The organism is Pseudomonas fluorescens (assembly GCF_000802965.1).
Lineage (GTDB): Bacteria > Pseudomonadota > Gammaproteobacteria > Pseudomonadales > Pseudomonadaceae > Aquipseudomonas > Aquipseudomonas fluorescens_A.
In genome coordinates, this window is the sequence record NZ_JSAK01000010.1 from 44,331 (window position 1) to 60,980 (window position 16,650).

Below are 16,650 nucleotides of genomic sequence, written 5' to 3' on the forward strand. Positions count from 1 at the left end.
TGCTTACTGACTGACAGTCAATTTGCCGACCATGCCTGCCTGGTAATGGCCGGGAATGTTGCAGGCAAACTCCAGGTTGGTGGCCTTGCTGAAGGTCCAGGTCAACTCAGCGGTTTTGCCCGGCGCCACCAACACGCTATTGGGGTCGTCGTGCTTCATGCCATGGGCCATGGAACCGTGATCCATGCCAGCCATGGAGCCGTGGTCCATTTCCTTCACGCCTGTAGGCGTCAGCATGCCGCTTTGTTGCATCTGCAACATTTCCTGCTGGTGTTTGGCATGCATCGCTGCGTCACCGAGGTTGAATTCGTGCAGCAACTGGCCTTTATTCACCAGCACAAAACGAATCGTCTCACCGGCCTTGATATCAATGGCCTTCGGGGTGAATGACATGTCGCCCATCACCACTTCAACACTGCGAGTCGCCTTGGCCGCCGCAGCGGGTTGGCCGAAATCGTAGGTATGCGCCGGGGCGGCCCACACCGGCGAACTCAACACCAACGAACAAGCCACCCCAAGCAAAGATTTGCGCAAAAACATCGTCCTACTCCAACAAGATAAGGTTCAGCCTGCGGAAAACTCTAAACTGGCGCCACTGCCCGCAACCTGACAGGCAGATTACAACTTTGTCAGGTTGGCCTGTACCGTCGTCGCCCACGGTATAAAGCTGTCGTTCCATTGAGCCGAGTCGCCCATGAAATTGCTGATCGTCGAAGACCAACCGAAAACCGGCCACTACCTGCGCCAGGGCTTGACCGAGGCCGGTTTCAACACCGAACTGGTGGCCGATGGCAGCACCGGCCAGCACTTGGCCTTGAGCGGCGATTACGCGCTGTTGATTCTCGATGTGATGCTGCCCGGACGCGATGGCTGGCAGATCCTGCAAGCGGTGCGCAGTGCCGGTCTGGACACGCCGGTACTGTTTCTTACCGCAAAAGATGCCGTGGAGGACAGGGTTCACGGCCTGGAACTGGGTGCCGACGACTATCTGGTCAAGCCATTCGCCTTCTCCGAACTGCTGGCCCGGGTTCGCAGCCTGTTGCGTCGTGGCAGCACCACACCTCAGGAAACCAGCCTGCAACTGGCCGACCTGCGCCTGGACCTGATCCGCCGCCGGGTGGAACGCAGCGGCCAGCGCATCGACCTGACCGCCAAGGAATTCGCCTTGCTGGAAATGCTCCTGCGTCGCCAGGGCGAAGTGCTACCCAAATCGCTGATAGCCTCCCAGGTCTGGGACATGAATTTCGACAGCGACACCAACGTCATCGAAGTGGCGATCCGCCGTTTGCGCCTGAAGATCGACGACGAATTCCCCAACAAGCTAATCCACACCGTGCGCGGCATGGGTTATGTCCTCGAAGAGCGCCCTGCCTAATGCCGCGCCTTTCGTTAAGCACTCGTCTGGCGCTGCTGTTTGCCGCCTGCACGGCGGTGGTGTCGTTGTTCGCCGGGGTGCTGTTCAGTCGCGCCAGCGAGGCGCACTTCATAGAACTCGATCAGCAACTGCTGAATGGCAAGTTGATTGGCCTGCGCCGGGCGCTTCACGACATCCAGTCGAGCGAAAGCCAAGTCAAACTGGCCGACGAATTGAGCCGGCAAGCGGATCTCTCCTTGCGAATCACCGGCAGCGACGGCCAGCGCTGGTATGACAGCTCCGCAAGCTTGCCCGATCAGCTCCCACAACAGTCTGGCCTGTCGACCCTCAACGACGACGGCACCGACTACCGCGTCCTGAATGCACCGCTGTTTGTCGACAAGCCTGACTCCCCGCAATTGACCCTGCTGCTGGACATCACCCATCACCAGCACTTCCTGCAACGCATGCAGCACCTGATCTGGCTGACGGTCGGCCTGTCGGCCCTGGCCACCGCCCTGCTCGGTGCCTGGGCGGCGCGCAGCGGGTTGCGGCCGTTGCGGCGCATGAGTGCGATTGCCAGCGGCGTTTCGGCGCAATCACTCAACGCCCGCCTGCCCGAAGCGGACATGCCGCCGGAGCTTGCGGAAATGGCCCACCACTTCAACGCCATGCTCGGACGCCTCGACGACTCTTTTCAGCGGCTCTCGGCGTTCTCTGCCGACATTGCCCATGAACTGCGCACGCCGCTCTCGAATTTGCTGACCCACACCCAAGTCACTCTCACCCGCCCACGCGCCATTGAGGATTACCGCGAAGCGCTGCACAGCAACCTCGAAGAACTGCAGTGGATGGCACAACTGGTCAACGACATGCTGTATCTGGCCAAGGCTGACCACGGGTTGCTGATGCCCAAACGCGAATGGCTGGAACTGGCAGAAGAAGCGGACGTGTTGCTGGAGTTTTTTGCGCCGTTGGCTGAGGACGCTCAAGTGACTTTGAGCCGCGAGGGAAAGGCACGCGTCGAGGGCGACCGCAGCATGTTGCGGCGGGCGTTGTCCAATTTGCTGGACAATGCAATGCGGTTTACGCCCACCAAAGGTGAGGTTCGGGTGCGGATCGTCGATCAGCCCAAAGGGTTGAAGCTGACGGTTGAAAATAGTGGGGCCGGGATTTCCGCAGAGTTGTTGCCACGCCTGTTCGATCGCTTCTACCGGGCCGATCCGGCACGCCATGAAGGCAGCAGTGAGCATGCGGGTTTGGGGCTGGCGATTACCCAGTCGATTGTCCGCGCCCATGGAGGGCGGATTCATTGCGAATCGGCGGATGGATGGACCAGGTTTGTGATTGAGTTGCCAAAAGGAGATTGAGGCCGGCAGGTCCGGCCTCATCGCTGGCAAGCCAGCTCCCACAATGTCCGGGTTGAATCACCCATGTGTGAGCGACTGAAAACCCTGTAGGAGCTGGCTTGCCAGCGATAGCGGCCTAAAGGTTACGAATATCTCAGCGCATGAGCCGGCTCGATCTTCGCCGCTCGCCACGCCGGGTAAACCGTCGCCAGGAAACTCAACACAAACCCCGCCGAACAAATCAACGCCACATCCGCACCCTGCAATTCAGACGGCAAGTTGCTGACGAAATACACGTCGGAACTGAAGATGTGCTGCCCGCTGACCCGCTCGATCCAGCCCACGATCTGGCTGACGTTCAGTGCGGCAATCACGCCGAGTACGCCGCCGATCAAGGTGCCGACAATCCCGATCACCGTGCCCTGCACCATGAAGATCGCCATGATCTGCCGTGGCGTGGCGCCGATGGTACGCAGGATCGCGATGTCCGCGCCTTTGTCGTTCACCACCATGATCAGGGTCGCGATGATGTTGAACGCCGCCACCGCGACGATCATCAGCAACAGCAGGCCGATCATGGTTTTTTCCATTTTCATTGCGCTGAACAGACTGCCCTGAGTGTGAGTCCAGTCGTCAGCCTTGTAGGCGCCGCCCAGGCCGGTGGCGATGTCGCTCGACACTTGCGGTGCGGCATACAAGTCCTTCACCGCCAGACGCACGCTCTGCACCTGGTTCGGCTCCCAATGCTGCATCTGCGCGGCATCGGCAACGTGGATCAACGCCATCGACCCGTCCAGCTCGGCGCCGACCTTGAACACACCGACCACGTTCAAGCGCTGCATGCGCGGGGTAATCCCGCCCGGCGCGGTGCTGACTTCCGGCACGATCAGGGTGATCTTGTCGCCGACGTTCAAGCGGAAGCGCCGCGCCGTGATCTCGCCGATCACCACGCCAAACTCGCCCGGTTTCAAGGCATCGAGACGCCCCTGGACGATGTGCTTGGCGACGATCGACACCTGGCCTTCCAGCGCCGGATCAACGCCGCTGACCTGGATCGGCTGCATGGTGCCTTTATAGGACAGCATGCCTTCCATCTCGGTGAACGGCACGGCCGCCGTCACTTGCGGATTTTTCATCGCGGCCGCCGCAACGGGCTGCCAGTCACTGATCGGGTTAACGCCGACGATGGTCGCGTGCGGCACCATGCCGAGAATTCGCGAGCTCATTTCACGCTGGAAACCGTTCATCACCGACAACACCACGATCATTGCCAACACGCCGAGGGCGAGGCCGATCATCGAGGTCATCGATATGAAGGAAACAAAGCGATTGCGACGCTTGGCGCGGGTATAGCGCGTGCCGATAAAGATCGATAACGGTCTGAACATTCGCTGGGGCACCGTATAAAAATAAAAGACCCGACGGACTTTTCAGTCGCGTCGGGTTTCGGCTAATCAGATAGGCGTCAGGCAACCTTCCTGCAAATGCAGGACGCGGTCCATCTGGCGGGCCAGGTTCATGTCGTGGGTCACCACCAGGAACGCCGTGCGCATCGAGGTGCTGAGTTCCAGCATCAGATCCTGAATGCCCTGGGCGGTGTGGGAGTCGAGGTTGCCGGTCGGCTCGTCGAGCATCACCAGGCCTGGATTGTTCACCAGAGCACGGGCAATGGCCACGCGCTGACGCTCGCCACCGGACAATTCCGCCGGTTTGTGCTCCAAACGATGGCCCAGCCCTACCCGCTCCAGCAGCGCCGTTGCACGCTTGCGCGCTTCCGGGATCGCAGTCTTGCCGATCAACAGCGGCATGCAGACGTTTTCCAGCGCGGTGAATTCCGGCAGCAAGTGGTGGAACTGGTACACGAAGCCGAGGGCGCGGTTACGCAGCAGGCCGCGTTTCTTCTCGCTCAGCGCCGAGAGTTCTTCACCGTCGAGCCAGACGCTGCCCTGGGTCGGCGTATCAAGGCCGCCGAGCAAGTTGAGCAAAGTGCTTTTGCCCGAGCCCGACTTGCCGACAATCGCCACACGCTCACCGGGGTGCAACTCCAGTTGCAGACCGGCCAACACTTCCACCGATTCCGGGCCTTCCTCGTAGGATTTGCCCAGGCTGCGGCAGCTCAAGATTGCTTTATCACTCATGCCCGACTCACTCATAACGTAGCGCCTCCGCAGGCTGGGTGCGCGCGGCACGCCAGGCTGGATACAGGGTGGCGAGGAAACTCAGGACCAACGCCGCAGAGCAGACCATCACAACGTCCTGGCTCTGCACTTGCGACGGCAGGTAATCGATGAAGTACACGTCGGCGTTGAGGAATTTGTGCCCGATCAGACCTTCGAGGGCCGAGATTGCGGCACTGACATTCAGCGCGGCGAAGATCCCGACCACGGCACCGATGGCCGTACCGACCACACCGATCACCGTGCCCTGGACCATGAACGTGCGCATGATCGTGCCGGGCGTGGCGCCGAGGGTGCGCAGGATCGCGATGTCGCCCTTCTTGTCGTTCACCACCATCACCAGCGTCGAAATGATGTTGAACGCGGCGACGGCAACGATCAGCAGCAACAGCAGGCCGATCATGGCTTTTTCCATGCGGATTGCCTGATACAGGTTGCCGTGGGTGCGGGTCCAGTCGCGGGCGTAATAACGATCTTCGCCGAGTTCGCGAGCGATACTCCATGCCGTGCGTGGCGCCTGGAACAGGTCGTCGAACTTCAGGCGAATGCCCTGGACCTGATCGGGTTTCCAGCGATGCAAGCGCGCCAGGTCCTGCAGATTGGTGATGCCGAGGTAACCGTCGAGCTCGCCGGCGCCGACGTGGAAGATGCCGACCACGGTGAAGCGCTTCATGCGCGGGAACATCCCGGCCGGGGTCACAGTGACTTCCGGCGCGACGAAGGTCAGCTTGTCGCCGATGGCCGCGCCGAGTTTGGCGGCCGCCTTGTCGCCGATGACGATGCCAAATTCGCCCGGCACCAGGTCGTCGAGTTTGCCCTGCTGCATGAAGTTATCAATGATCGACACCTGGCGTTCTTGCGCCGGGTCGATGGCATTGAGCAGAACTTTCGAGACTTTGCCGTTATTGGTCAGCAAACCCTGCATTTGCGTGAACGGCGCAACGGCTGTCACCTGCGGATTCTGTTTGACCTTGGTGGCGAGGCTTTGCCAATCACTGATCGGCTCGCCGGCCTCGATGGTCGCGTGGGGCACCATGCCCAGCACACGGGTACGCATCTCATGATCGAAGCCGTTCATGACCGACAGCACGACGATCATCACGACCACGCCAAGGGCGAGCCCGATCATCGAAGTCAGGGAAATGAATGACACAAAATGATTGCGACGCTTTGCACGGGTATAACGCGTGCCGATAAATACGAAGAGAGGTCTGAACATGTCGGGGCTTGTTCGGAGGGAAAAGGAACGTCCTTGTGGCGGGGGTCGATAACCAGCTTTACACTCAGACCACCGCCGCTACCATGGGTTCGCCATGTCGACATTAGATGAAGAAGATCGCCGCGAATACTACCGTATCGAGGACACGATCGCACTGGAAATTCGGCCCCTGTCCGCTCCCGAAGCCGCAGGCCAGGAAGTGTTGCAGGATGCTTCCCCACTCTTCAACGTGCTCAGCGAATTGCACCTGAGCGAATTCGAGTCGCAACACCTGCTGCGCCAGATCAGCGAGCGCGACCGGAACCTCGCATCGTTCCTGAAATCCCAGAATAAACGAATCGATCTGCTGAGCCAGGTGATCGCCATCACCGTGCTCGGGCAGATCGGCGAGCCGCAGCCGGTGATCATCTCCGAAGGCGGTATCGAGTTTCAGCATCCAACGCCTTTTGCCGCCGGGGCTCACCTGTCGGTCAAACTGGTGTTGATGCCGCAAGCCCTGGGCCTTTTGCTGCGGGCTCGGGTGATTCATTGCGACCGCAAGGGCGATGGTTACGACGTCGGCACCGAGTTCGAACACCCGACCGACGCGCAGCGGCAACTGCTGGCCCGCTACATCTTGCAGAAGCAGGCCCAGGAGCGACGCCTGGCCCGCGACCAACTCGAATCAGGCATTTAAATTAAGGAAGAACCGTGACCCTCATCTACGGCCATCGCGGCGCCAAGGGCGAAGCACCGGAAAACACCCTGACCAGTTTTCAGGAATGTCTCAAACACGGCGTGCGCCGTTGCGAACTGGACTTGCACCTGTCCATGGACGGCGAGCTGATGGTCATCCACGACCCGACTCTCAAGCGCACCACCGACCGTCGCGGCAAGGTCGCCGAACACACCGCAGCAGAATTGGTGACCTACGACGCACGCAAGGGTGGCCCGGGCTGGATCAAGCCGTGCCCGATCCCGACGCTGGAACAATTGTTCGAGCAATGCGACTTCGATCACTGGCAACTGGAAGTCAAAAGCGCCTCACGCACCCGCGCTGCGACCACCGTGTTGGGGATTCGCGAAATGGCGCAACGCCATGGCCTGCTGGACAAGGTGACGATCACGTCGAGTTCGCGTGAAGTGCTGAAAGCCGCGCTGGACCTGGTGCCGGACGTGTCCCGCGGATTGGTGGCCGAATACGCCTGGCTCGACCCATTGAAGGTCGCGGCAAGCTATGGCTGTGAGATTCTGGCGCTGAACTGGACCCTGTGCACGCCGGAACGCCTGGAGAAGGCGCAGCGTCAGGGGTTGCATGTGTCTGTATGGACAGTCAACGAGCCCGCGCTGATGCGCAGACTCGCCGACTTCGGCGTTGACAGCCTGATTACAGACTTTCCCGGTTTGGCCACTGCCACGCTCGAGAATTGCTGAAATCGGTCTCCCCGGCCGGCTCAGGCCACCGGCCGGAGCCGCTCAAAAAAGCCGGTTGAGGCCGTCGTACGCCGCTACCCGATAGGCTTCGGCCATGGTCGGGTAGTTGAACGTGGTGTTGACGAAGTACTTCAGCGTGTTCAGTTCGCCCGGCTGATTCATGATCGCCTGACCGATGTGGACGATCTCCGATGCCTGATAACCGAAGCAGTGAACGCCCAGCACTTCCAGGGTTTCACGGTGGAACAGGATCTTCAGCATGCCTTGCGGCTCGCCGGCGATCTGCGCACGCGCCATGCTCTTGAAGAACGCCTTGCCCACTTCGTACGGCACTTTGGCCTGGGTCAGCTCCTGTTCGTTCTTGCCGATCGAGCTGATCTCCGGAATGGTGTAGATGCCGGTCGGCACGTCATTCACAAAGCGCCAGCTACCGTTGTCGACGATGCTGCCAGCAGCCGAACGGCCCTGGTCGTGGGCGGCACTGGCAAGGCTTGGCCAGCCAATCACGTCACCGGCGCCATAGATGTTCTGGATGCCGGTGCGGTAGTTTTCGTCGACTTCGATCTGGCCACGGCTGTTGACCTTGACGCCGATGTTTTCCAGACCCAGTTGATCGGTGTTGCCGGTCCGGCCGTTGCACCAGAGCAAAGCGTCGGCCTTGATCTTCTTGCCGGATTTCAGATGCAGGATCACGCCGTTGTCCACGCCTTCGACGCGGTCGTAGTCTTCGTTGTGGCGAACCGTGATGTTGTTGTTGCTGAAGTGGTAGCTCAACGCCTGGGAAATTTCCGAGTCGAGGAAGCTCAGCAACTGACCGCGGTTGTCCACCAGCTCAACCAATACACCCAGGCCACTGAAGATCGACGCGTATTCGCAACCGATCACGCCGGCGCCGTAAACGATGAGTTTGCGCGGGGTGTGGCCGAGGCTGAGGATGGTGTCGCTATCGTAGATACGCGGGTGATGGAAATCGATGTCGGCCGGGCGATACGGGCGCGAGCCGGTGGCGATGATGATGTGCTTGGCCACCAGTTTTTCGACCACGCCGTTGGCGCAGACCACTTCGATGGTTTGCTCGTCGGCGAAGCTGCCGGTGCCGAAGAACACGTCGACGCGGTTACGGGCGTAGTAGCCAGTGCGCGAAGCGACTTGTTTGGAGATGACTTTCTCGGCGCTTTTCAGCACGTCCGGGAACGAAAACCAGCGCGGCTCACCAATCGCCCGGAACATCGGGTTGGTGTTGAACTGCATGATCTGCCGGACCGAGTGACGCAGTGCCTTGGACGGGATGGTGCCCAAGTGAGTGCAGTTGCCGCCGACCTGGCGACGGCTGTCGACCATCGCCACCTTGCGTCCTGCCTTGGCGGCGTTCATTGCCGCGCCTTCCCCCGCCGGGCCGGAACCCAACACCACCACGTCGTAGTTGTAGACAGCCATGCGTACTCCTCAGAACAGGCCGTGGCGCCATCGGCGCCTGCGGCTAAATCACGCCAATCTGTGGCATGAAGGAACAATTTGGGGCCAGTGCAGAACCCGGACACAGTCTATAGAAGCGTCAACGCCGGGCACATTAACCCTTGGTCGCGTCGTAGGCTAGTTTTGCCTGCACTACAACGCCACTTTTCAGCGCTTGAATCGCCGCAATCATTCGCTTTTCCCAGCGCTGAGACGTTCAAAAGCGTGACTGCTGCGTGTGACGAAACCTGTATCGGCACGAATCACAAAAAATGCGCCGATATCATGTTTTTCCGCGTAGTCCCAACCGCGCTCCGGGCCGAGAATCAGCAACAGCGTCGATAGGCCATCGGCCATCAACGCGGAAGGATGAATCACCGTGACGGACGCCAGGGTGTGTGAGACCGGCGCACCAGTGCGGGCATCGAATGTGTGGGAAAAACGCTGGCCGCCCTGTACGAAATAATTCCGGTAGTCGCCGGACGTGGACAAACCATAACCGTCGACGGCGATGATGCGCTCAGCCACTTGTTGATCGTCGCGGGGTTCTTCCAGCGCGATGCGCCATGGTGAACCGTCGAGTTTGCGGCCCGCCGCTTTGAGTTCGCCGGTGGCTTCGGCAAGGTAATTGTAGATGCCCAAGGCTTCGAGTCGTGCGGCGATCCTGTCGACAGCGTAACCGGCGGCGATGCTGTTGAAGTCGACCTCGACGGCGGCGTCCTTGCACAGTTGATCGCCGTCAATGCGCAAATGCCCGTGACCGACGCGTTGCCGCACGTCGGCCTGCGCTTGGGCCGTTGGGACCTTTTCTTCACGAGCCTGCGGGCCGAAACCCCAGAGATTGAGCAGCGGCTCCACCGTCAAATCGAAGGAGCCTTCGCTTTGCACTGAGAGCTGCTCGCCGACACGGACCAATTCGAGGATCGGCGCGGGCATTTTCTGACAACGGTTGGCGGGCAAGGCGTTGAAGCGCCCGATGTCGGAGTCGCTGCGGTAGGTCGACATTTGCTGGTCGACTTCAGTCAGGATTTTTTCGACCTCGACTTGAACATCCGCCGGGGCGGGAAGATCGGCGTGACGCACGTATTTGATCGAGTACGTGCTGCCCATGGTCGGGCCATCGATGCTTTCCAGGGAATCGCCATTGCCGCAGGCGGACAACATGCCCATCAGCACCACTAGAGCAAACCGCTGCCACGTCAACAATTCCCGCATCCCCTGATTACCCCTGACACAACGCCAGGGCCAATCATTATGCGATAGAACTGTGGGAGCGAGCCTGCTCGCGATAGCGGTGTGTCAGGCATATCCGTTTCGACTGGCACTCCGCTATCGCGGGCAAGCCCGCTCCCACAGTGATTTGTGTGATGCCAAAGATTACAGACAAACCACAAATCTTGTGGGAGCGGGCTTGCCCGCGATGAGGCCCGACCAGGCGCTAGAGACTCAACGCTCCGCCATCTTTAACGACTGGCTCCACCCTCCCCCCAGTGCCTTGTACAACGTCACCTGATTAATCTCCCGTGCCAACTCCAGTTGCGCCCATTTCTGCTGCGCATCAAACAACGACCGCTGCGCATCCATGGTGGAGAAATAGCTGTCCAGCCCCGACTCGAATCGCAGGCGAGACTGGCGGTACGCTTCCTGATAATCCCCTACCAGTTTTTTCTGGAACTCGACTTGCGTGAGCATTTCCTGCCGGGCATTCAGGGCGTCGGCCGCTTCGCGAAAAGCATTCTGCACCGTGGCTTCATAGGCCGCTGCCTGCCCGTTGAAGCGGGCATGACTGGCATCCACCTGCGCCCGTCGCCTGCCGCCGTCGATCAAGGGTAACGAGCCCGCCAGCGCCAGCGACCAGAACTCCGCCGGACCCGTGAGCAACTCGGAGAATTCCCCGGTCAGGCTGCCCAGCGCCGACGTCAGGGAAATCGTCGGGAAGTACGCCGTGCGAGCCGCGCCGATATCCGCATTGGCGGCTCGCAACTGCGCCTCGGCGGACATGATGTCGGGCCGCCGCTCAACCAGCGCCGAGGGCAAATCCGCCGGCACATCGAGCGTCGCCAACTGCTCACCCAGCGCGCCAGTCGGCAGCAAACCCACCGGCACCGGCTGCCCCACCAGTACCCGCAACGCATTCATGTTCTGCGCTACTTGCATGCGGTAGGTGTTGACCTGCACCGCCGCCGTGTTGGTTTGCGCATCCGCCTGGTGCACGTCGATTCGCGCACTGGAGCCGAGGTTATAACTCTTGCGCAACAACTGGCCGTAGCGATCCTGGGATTGGTAGGTGTTCTGTGCGAGGTCGAGCAAATGCTGGTTGGCCTTGAGGCTCAACCAAGTGCTGGCGACTTCGCCGATCAGCGCCAGCCGCGCCGTTTGATAGTCCGCCTCGGACGCTTCGAACCGCGCCCCGGCGGCATTGCGCTGGCTGCGAATCCGACCAAACAGATCCAGTTCGTAGGACGTGAAGCCGGCCGTTGCCTGATAGGTGTTGGCGATGCTGCCAGCCGTATCGCCACCCCCGGGTGTGCGCACCAACGGCGGCAACTTGCTGCGACCGGCGTAAGTGTCGATGCCGATCGTAGGAAAAAGCCCGGAACGCGCACTGTCGTACCCTGCCCGCGCCTCTTCGACACTCGCCGCAAATTGACGCAGGCTACGGTTGTTTGCCAAGGCCATATCGATCAATTGGCGCAGTCGCTCATCGACCACAAAACCGCGCCAATCCTTATCGAAGGCCTGCTTGCCGCTGCAACATTCACCGGCGGTATTGGCCGGCCATTGCTGATCAATCGGTGCGTCGGGTTTCTCGTAAGTCGGCTCCAGCGAACAACCGCCGAGCAAAAACAATGTCATGAAACATGAAGTGGGCAAGCAGCTGTTCATGGCGCGCACCTAAAAACGTTGGCCGAGCAAAGCTCGCAAGGGAGAAAGAAGCACAGACCACAGACCCGACCGGCCGACACTCATGTGCGGCAGCGCCTGTTTACGCGAACGAGCGCTGACCGGCCGCCACCGGGTTGGCGAGACGTAGGTCGGCGTCTTGAACGGTTTGGCGGAACGCGGCGCCAGACGTTTCTCGCCGATTAACGAGCGCTGCAGCAAGGTGCCGAACGCCTGACCCGGTTCCGCCTTGCTGACGACGTTGATCGTGGCGTCGCTGAACAGCCGCGCAATCAACTGCCGCCGCAGCCCTTCATCGAGGTCGGCAAACCTCAAGCCCAATTGGTCCTCGCCGTGATTGCGCATGACTTCAACGTCGAGCCAACCCAGTTTGTCGATCCACATCTGCCCGCACAGCCCCGGCTTGATCGAGGAGGCGAAGGCGCAGTTCAGCGACGCGCCGCTGAGGGAAATATCCACCAGACGCCCCGGCAGGACTTTGCCGCCGAAACGGAATCCAGTGGGTTTGTCGAACGGGAAACGCTCTTCACCGTGCAACCGTGGGCGATCGACGCAGGCCACCAGGGTTGCCAGGTTGTACACCAGCGCAACCACCGTCCAGCACAGGTTGAACAGCATGTTGCCGTCGAACGAAGCCGCCGTGCTGATCGCGATGTAAGCGCCAAACTGCGACAGCAGCGTCAAGGCCAGGAAAAACCCGAACAGCTTCCAGTGGACCATCGTTTTCGTTCGGTCGAGGCCCTTGGCGGTGACTTTGAACGGTCGCCCGAACGGGCGAATCATGGCGCTGGCGATGGTCGCCGTAACCGCCAACGAGGCAACAATCTGCGTGACCTCGGTAAAAATCGGCAAGGTTCGCCGGTCCGTCACCCACGTCCCGTAGCCCCAAAAGGCAATCAACGCCGGCATGCCGAACGCCAGGAAATCCACCGGGTTGGCGTAGAAACCCGCGATGCCGAAGTACCAGTACAGCACTGGCGACACCAGCATCATCAAAATGAACGGCTTGGAAAACCAATGCATCAGGCCGTGGACATAGTGCAGCCGGTCATTAAGCGTGTAGCCGCTGCCGCGCAACGGCCCATCCTTGAGCAGCGCTACCTGGATCGTGCCCAGGCACCAGCGCCCGCGCTGATTGATGTATTCGGTCAAACCTTCGGCGGACAAACCGATGGACAGACGCTCGTTCAACCAGCGCGTGACGTAGCCTTTTTGCAGCAAACGGTAGGTCGTGTAGATGTCTTCGCAGACCGAGCCTGTAGGAAAACCGCCGACTTCGGTAATCAAATCGCGCCGCACCACGAAGGAAGTGCCGACACAAAACGCCGCGTCCCAACCGTCCTTGGCCGGTTGAAACACGTCGAAGAACACCCGCTGTTCATCCACCCAACAAGCCGACGTCCCGAGGTTGTGCTGAATCGGATCGGGGTTGTAGTAGAACTGCGGCGTTTGCACCAGGCCAACCCTGGGGTCGTCAAACAGTCCCAAGGTGCGCAAGAGGATCGGCTGCTGCGGCGCAAAGTCGGCGTCGAGCACCAGGATGTACGGCGCATTGCTCAGGGCTGCCGACTGCTGCAAACCGTTGTTGAGGTTGCCGGCCTTGGCGTGGGAATTGTCCGGACGTCGCGCGTACTGCACGCCGACCTTGGCACAGTAGTCACGCAACCAGTCGCGCCGGGTATCGTCGAGCACCCAAATAGTGAAGTTCGGGTAGTCGATGGCCTGCGCGGCGATTATGGTTTTTTCGAGGATTTCGAGGCCTTCGTTGTAGGTGGCGATGAAAATATCCACCGCCGGCACCGCATTGCCTTGCGCTCGCAGACGTCGCTCGCCGGCATCGGCCTCTTTGCGGTGATCCGTGCGACAGAGCATCACCACGATGGAAAAGAGTGTGTAACCAATCGCTAACATCTCGAAGAACAAGAAGGCATAGGCCCAAACCGTGGCAAATCCGGAATGCCCGTCGGGCAAGGTGTCGCGAATCCGCCAGGCCGCATAGTTGACCAGCAACAACGCAGTGACGGCACCGAACCCGGCCCGCGCGGCCCATTGATCACGGTGGGTCAGGCAGGTGAACAGAATCACCGCCGCCAGCGTCCAGAAATTGATTTGCAGCAGTTGCAGCGAGTCCAGTGCCAGCATGTCAGTCAGCCTCTTGCGAACCGGTAAAGGGATTGACGCCGGTGGCTGCAATCGCTGCCCACGCTGTGGCGCCCAAGTGAGGCAAGTGGTAATAGAAAAAATCGTTGGTGACCGAGTCCGGGCCTATGGCCAGCCCGGTACTAATGCGCGGGGCCGGCGTTGCGAATAGCCAGCCGTTACCGGCCTGCTGGGCCAGCAGCACGCTCCACAACGGCTGGGCTTTGTCACTCAGGCCACTCAAGCGCGCCACCGCAGCGGCTTGTGCAGTGCCCTCGGTCCACAAGCCATCGGGGTCGCGGTTGAAACCGTAACCTTCGCCGGCGCGGTGAGCGTGATCGATGAAGGCGAAGACCCGCCGCCAATCCTTGGGTGGATCATGCAAGGCGATCAGGGGCCAGATCTGCGCGTCGAGCCCCGAGCGCACGCGATCCGAAGTCTGGCCATCCTCGCCAGTGCCGATCAGGAAGCGCCCTTCCCCTTCGTCCCATTGGCTCGAAACAAACTGCCGGGCAATCCGGGCCTGTTTAGCCGAATCCTGATTCGGCGCCACTGCATCGAGGGCCGACCAGGCAGCGGCGAGGTCAACATTGTGCTCGGTGGATTTCCAGTTCTGCTGGATCTGCTTGGAAAAGTACCCGTAGTAGCCACCGCTGAAACCGGCGGGCGATTGGCCGTCGTAGGTTTTTTGCTGCGACCAGTGCAGGACTTTTCGCGCGGCCTCCAGGTAAGACGCCTCACCGCTCTGGCGATACGCCTCCAGCAACGCCAACGCCGCCCACGCCTGATTGCCGGTGGCGCTGCTGACTTGATAAGCGTCCTGATTCCAGGCGTTGCGCTCGACACTCCAGTAACCCGGCAACTTCATCGACGGCGCGCCCACGGCCCCGGCGGCATAGGCATTGCGCAGGCGTCCGTCCTGATACTCAGGATCGTGCAGCGTGGCGAACGCCAATGCATCGGCAATCCGCCGCGCCGACTCAGGCTTGCCGCAGGCAAACAAGGCAATGCTCGCCAGTGCGTTGTCGTAGGTGAACGCCACGCCGCGCAAGGCCAGGATCGGCGCCGGATGACCATCCTGCGGCGGGTAACTGGCCACCAGCACCGGCCCCGCCGGCAAAGAGGTCACTGCTTGATCCAGCGCGGCACAGGTCACCGCCGCCAGTTGCGGCCGTGCTTGCGCCGCCATGGCGGGCGCTCCATTGGTGATCAGCATCACGCCCAATACTCCGCGCAAAAACATGTTCATGGGCGCGATACCTCGGCGCTGGCCCACAACCCGGGATTGCAGGTCATGGCTCGCTGGCTATCTGTCAGGTCCGCGGCAAACGTGCCGACCACGTACACCGAGTTCTGCTCGGCATAGGGGAACGGCACACTGTAGGTGTTGGCGCGAATGTCCGACGTGCTGGACAGCAACTGCACCACACTGGCTTTGAGCGGTTGATCCAGGCCTCGAATCTTCACCGTGAGCACGCTGTCGCGATCGATCTTGCTGGCCATGCGCTCAGGGAACACCGCAATCACATAGCTCTGCCCGCAATCGGTGGCGCGCAGCAACGTCGAGCCGGCTTGCACCAGCGTGCCCTGAGGCGCCAGCAACTCCTGGACGGTGCCGGGGGAATAAGCCACGACGTCGTAGCCGGCCATCAACTTGACCCGGTTTTGTTCGGTTTCGATCAGTTGATTGAGGTTGTCGAGTTCCTGTTGATAGGTCGCCCGGTTGCGCGCCTGATTTTCAAGGCTGAGTTTGAGCGTGGTCATTTGCGCACTGAGATCGAACATGCGCAGTTGATCGGGATCGAGGTAGACCTGTTTGTTCGCCGCACTGACGTCACCATCAGTGATCCGCAACTGCGAACGCACCGATTCGGCGGCACCTTGCAACGAAGCCAACTGAGCTTTCGACGAAGCGACCACCGCGCCACTCACCGCCCCCTGGACGAACAACTCCAGATTACGTTCGACGGTTTCCTGGGCATCGATCAATCGCGCGCTGGCGGCACTGTTCTCGGCTTTGAGGGCTTTTTGGGTGAAGAGCTGGCGGGTGTGAAATGCGGCCTGGTATTGCTGACTGGTTTTCTCCAGCTCCTGGTAATAACGCTGATCGTGCTCGGCCTGACTGGCTGAAGACGACAGCTGCTGCTCCAGAGTCAGGCGCCGGGTTTGCAGGGTGAGTAACGTTTCCTGGTTCGCCCGGGGGTTTTCCACCACGGCGATTTTCTGGCCCTGACTGAACGTCACACCCGGCTTGACCGCCAGGGAACTCACCACGCCATCGATCGGAGTGGTCAACAGAATCACCGGCGCATTCAGAATCGCCCGGGTAGCAGAAGCCGACACCAGTGGCATGAGCAAGGTCGACAATAACAGCCAGATGATGAAACCAAGGACACCCAAACCCACCAGGCGGGGCAACAGCGACAATAACTTCGAGCGTTCTTCTGCCATGTTTGACTCTCCCTAAAGACCAACCGCATATCAGCCAGGCAATAAGGAGCCGTGACTGCGAAAACACTTTTGGCAGGGTGAGCAAAACGCAATTGATCTTTGCACGGCAATTAAGCCGACGCTGATTATGTGATTTTTATTGTGATGTGAGCGGGAATGGGATTCCCGTCTTTTTGGAGAGTTGCTGTG

14 protein-coding genes are annotated in these 16,650 nt (G+C 60.4%); 4 read left to right on the forward strand and 10 right to left on the reverse strand.

The window, feature by feature from the left end; translation table 11 throughout:
• Positions 1–3 precede the first annotated feature (3 nt).
• Complete coding sequence (copI, locus tag NL64_RS09475; RefSeq protein ID WP_034147876.1) at positions 4–540, reverse strand: copper-resistant cuproprotein CopI; 537 nt, start codon at positions 538–540, stop codon at positions 4–6.
• 154 nt (positions 541–694) lie between these two features.
• On the opposite strand from copI, the gene NL64_RS09480 reads away from it, so the two are divergent.
• The gene (locus tag NL64_RS09480) at positions 695–1,375 is read left to right on the forward strand and encodes a heavy metal response regulator transcription factor (RefSeq protein ID WP_034147877.1); all 681 of its coding nucleotides are present in this window, start codon (positions 695–697) and stop codon (positions 1,373–1,375) included.
• Complete coding sequence (locus NL64_RS09485; protein WP_034147878.1) at positions 1,375–2,724, forward strand: heavy metal sensor histidine kinase; 1,350 nt, start codon at positions 1,375–1,377, stop codon at positions 2,722–2,724. Before NL64_RS09480 ends, NL64_RS09485 begins: the two co-directional genes overlap by 1 nt.
• Positions 2,725–2,846: 122 nt before the next feature.
• Here the strand turns inward: NL64_RS09485 and NL64_RS09490 are convergent, their stop codons facing one another.
• The 3 genes from NL64_RS09490 to NL64_RS09500 form a co-directional block, all read right to left on the reverse strand.
• Positions 2,847–4,091 carry a lipoprotein-releasing ABC transporter permease subunit gene (locus tag NL64_RS09490; protein WP_034147879.1) on the reverse strand — a complete coding sequence of 415 codons (1,245 nt, stop codon included), beginning with the start codon at positions 4,089–4,091 and terminating at the stop codon, positions 2,847–2,849.
• Between the two features lie 66 nt (positions 4,092–4,157).
• Entirely contained in the window at positions 4,158–4,841 is a 684-nt protein-coding gene (gene lolD, locus NL64_RS09495; RefSeq protein ID WP_172435325.1) for a lipoprotein-releasing ABC transporter ATP-binding protein LolD, read from the reverse strand.
• Between the two features lie 7 nt (positions 4,842–4,848).
• Positions 4,849–6,099, reverse strand: coding sequence for a lipoprotein-releasing ABC transporter permease subunit (locus tag NL64_RS09500; RefSeq protein WP_034147881.1), 1,251 nt, complete (start codon positions 6,097–6,099; stop codon positions 4,849–4,851).
• Between the two features lie 94 nt (positions 6,100–6,193).
• Here NL64_RS09500 and NL64_RS09505 point away from each other — a divergent pair, with 94 nt between their 5' ends.
• Positions 6,194–6,775: a PilZ domain-containing protein gene (locus NL64_RS09505; RefSeq protein WP_034147882.1), complete on the forward strand. Its 582-nt coding sequence runs from the start codon at positions 6,194–6,196 to the stop codon at positions 6,773–6,775.
• Positions 6,776–6,789: 14 nt separating this feature from the next.
• On the forward strand, positions 6,790–7,512 hold the full coding sequence (locus NL64_RS09510; RefSeq protein WP_034147883.1) for a glycerophosphodiester phosphodiesterase: 723 nt from the start codon (positions 6,790–6,792) through the stop codon (positions 7,510–7,512).
• Positions 7,513–7,554: 42 nt separating this feature from the next.
• Here NL64_RS09510 and sthA read toward each other — a convergent pair whose 3' ends face one another.
• The 6 genes from sthA to NL64_RS09540 all read right to left on the reverse strand — a co-directional run bounded on the left by sthA (position 7,555) and on the right by NL64_RS09540 (position 16,461).
• Complete coding sequence (gene sthA / locus NL64_RS09515) at positions 7,555–8,949, reverse strand: Si-specific NAD(P)(+) transhydrogenase (protein WP_034147884.1); 1,395 nt, start codon at positions 8,947–8,949, stop codon at positions 7,555–7,557.
• A gap of 207 nt (positions 8,950–9,156) precedes the next feature.
• A complete protein-coding gene (locus NL64_RS09520; RefSeq protein ID WP_052321229.1) occupies positions 9,157–10,182 on the reverse strand; it encodes an FAD:protein FMN transferase in 1,026 nt (341 codons plus the stop codon).
• Between the two features lie 231 nt (positions 10,183–10,413).
• On the reverse strand, positions 10,414–11,853 hold the full coding sequence (locus NL64_RS09525) for an efflux transporter outer membrane subunit (RefSeq protein ID WP_052321230.1): 1,440 nt from the start codon (positions 11,851–11,853) through the stop codon (positions 10,414–10,416).
• Between the two features lie 9 nt (positions 11,854–11,862).
• Entirely contained in the window at positions 11,863–14,013 is a 2,151-nt protein-coding gene (locus NL64_RS09530) for a glycosyltransferase family 2 protein (protein ID WP_034147886.1), read from the reverse strand.
• A gap of 1 nt (position 14,014) precedes the next feature.
• On the reverse strand, positions 14,015–15,259 hold the full coding sequence (locus tag NL64_RS09535; RefSeq protein ID WP_034147887.1) for a hypothetical protein: 1,245 nt from the start codon (positions 15,257–15,259) through the stop codon (positions 14,015–14,017).
• Entirely contained in the window at positions 15,256–16,461 is a 1,206-nt protein-coding gene (locus NL64_RS09540; protein WP_034147888.1) for an HlyD family secretion protein, read from the reverse strand. Before NL64_RS09540 ends, NL64_RS09535 begins: the two co-directional genes overlap by 4 nt.
• Positions 16,462–16,650: the final 189 nt, after the last annotated feature.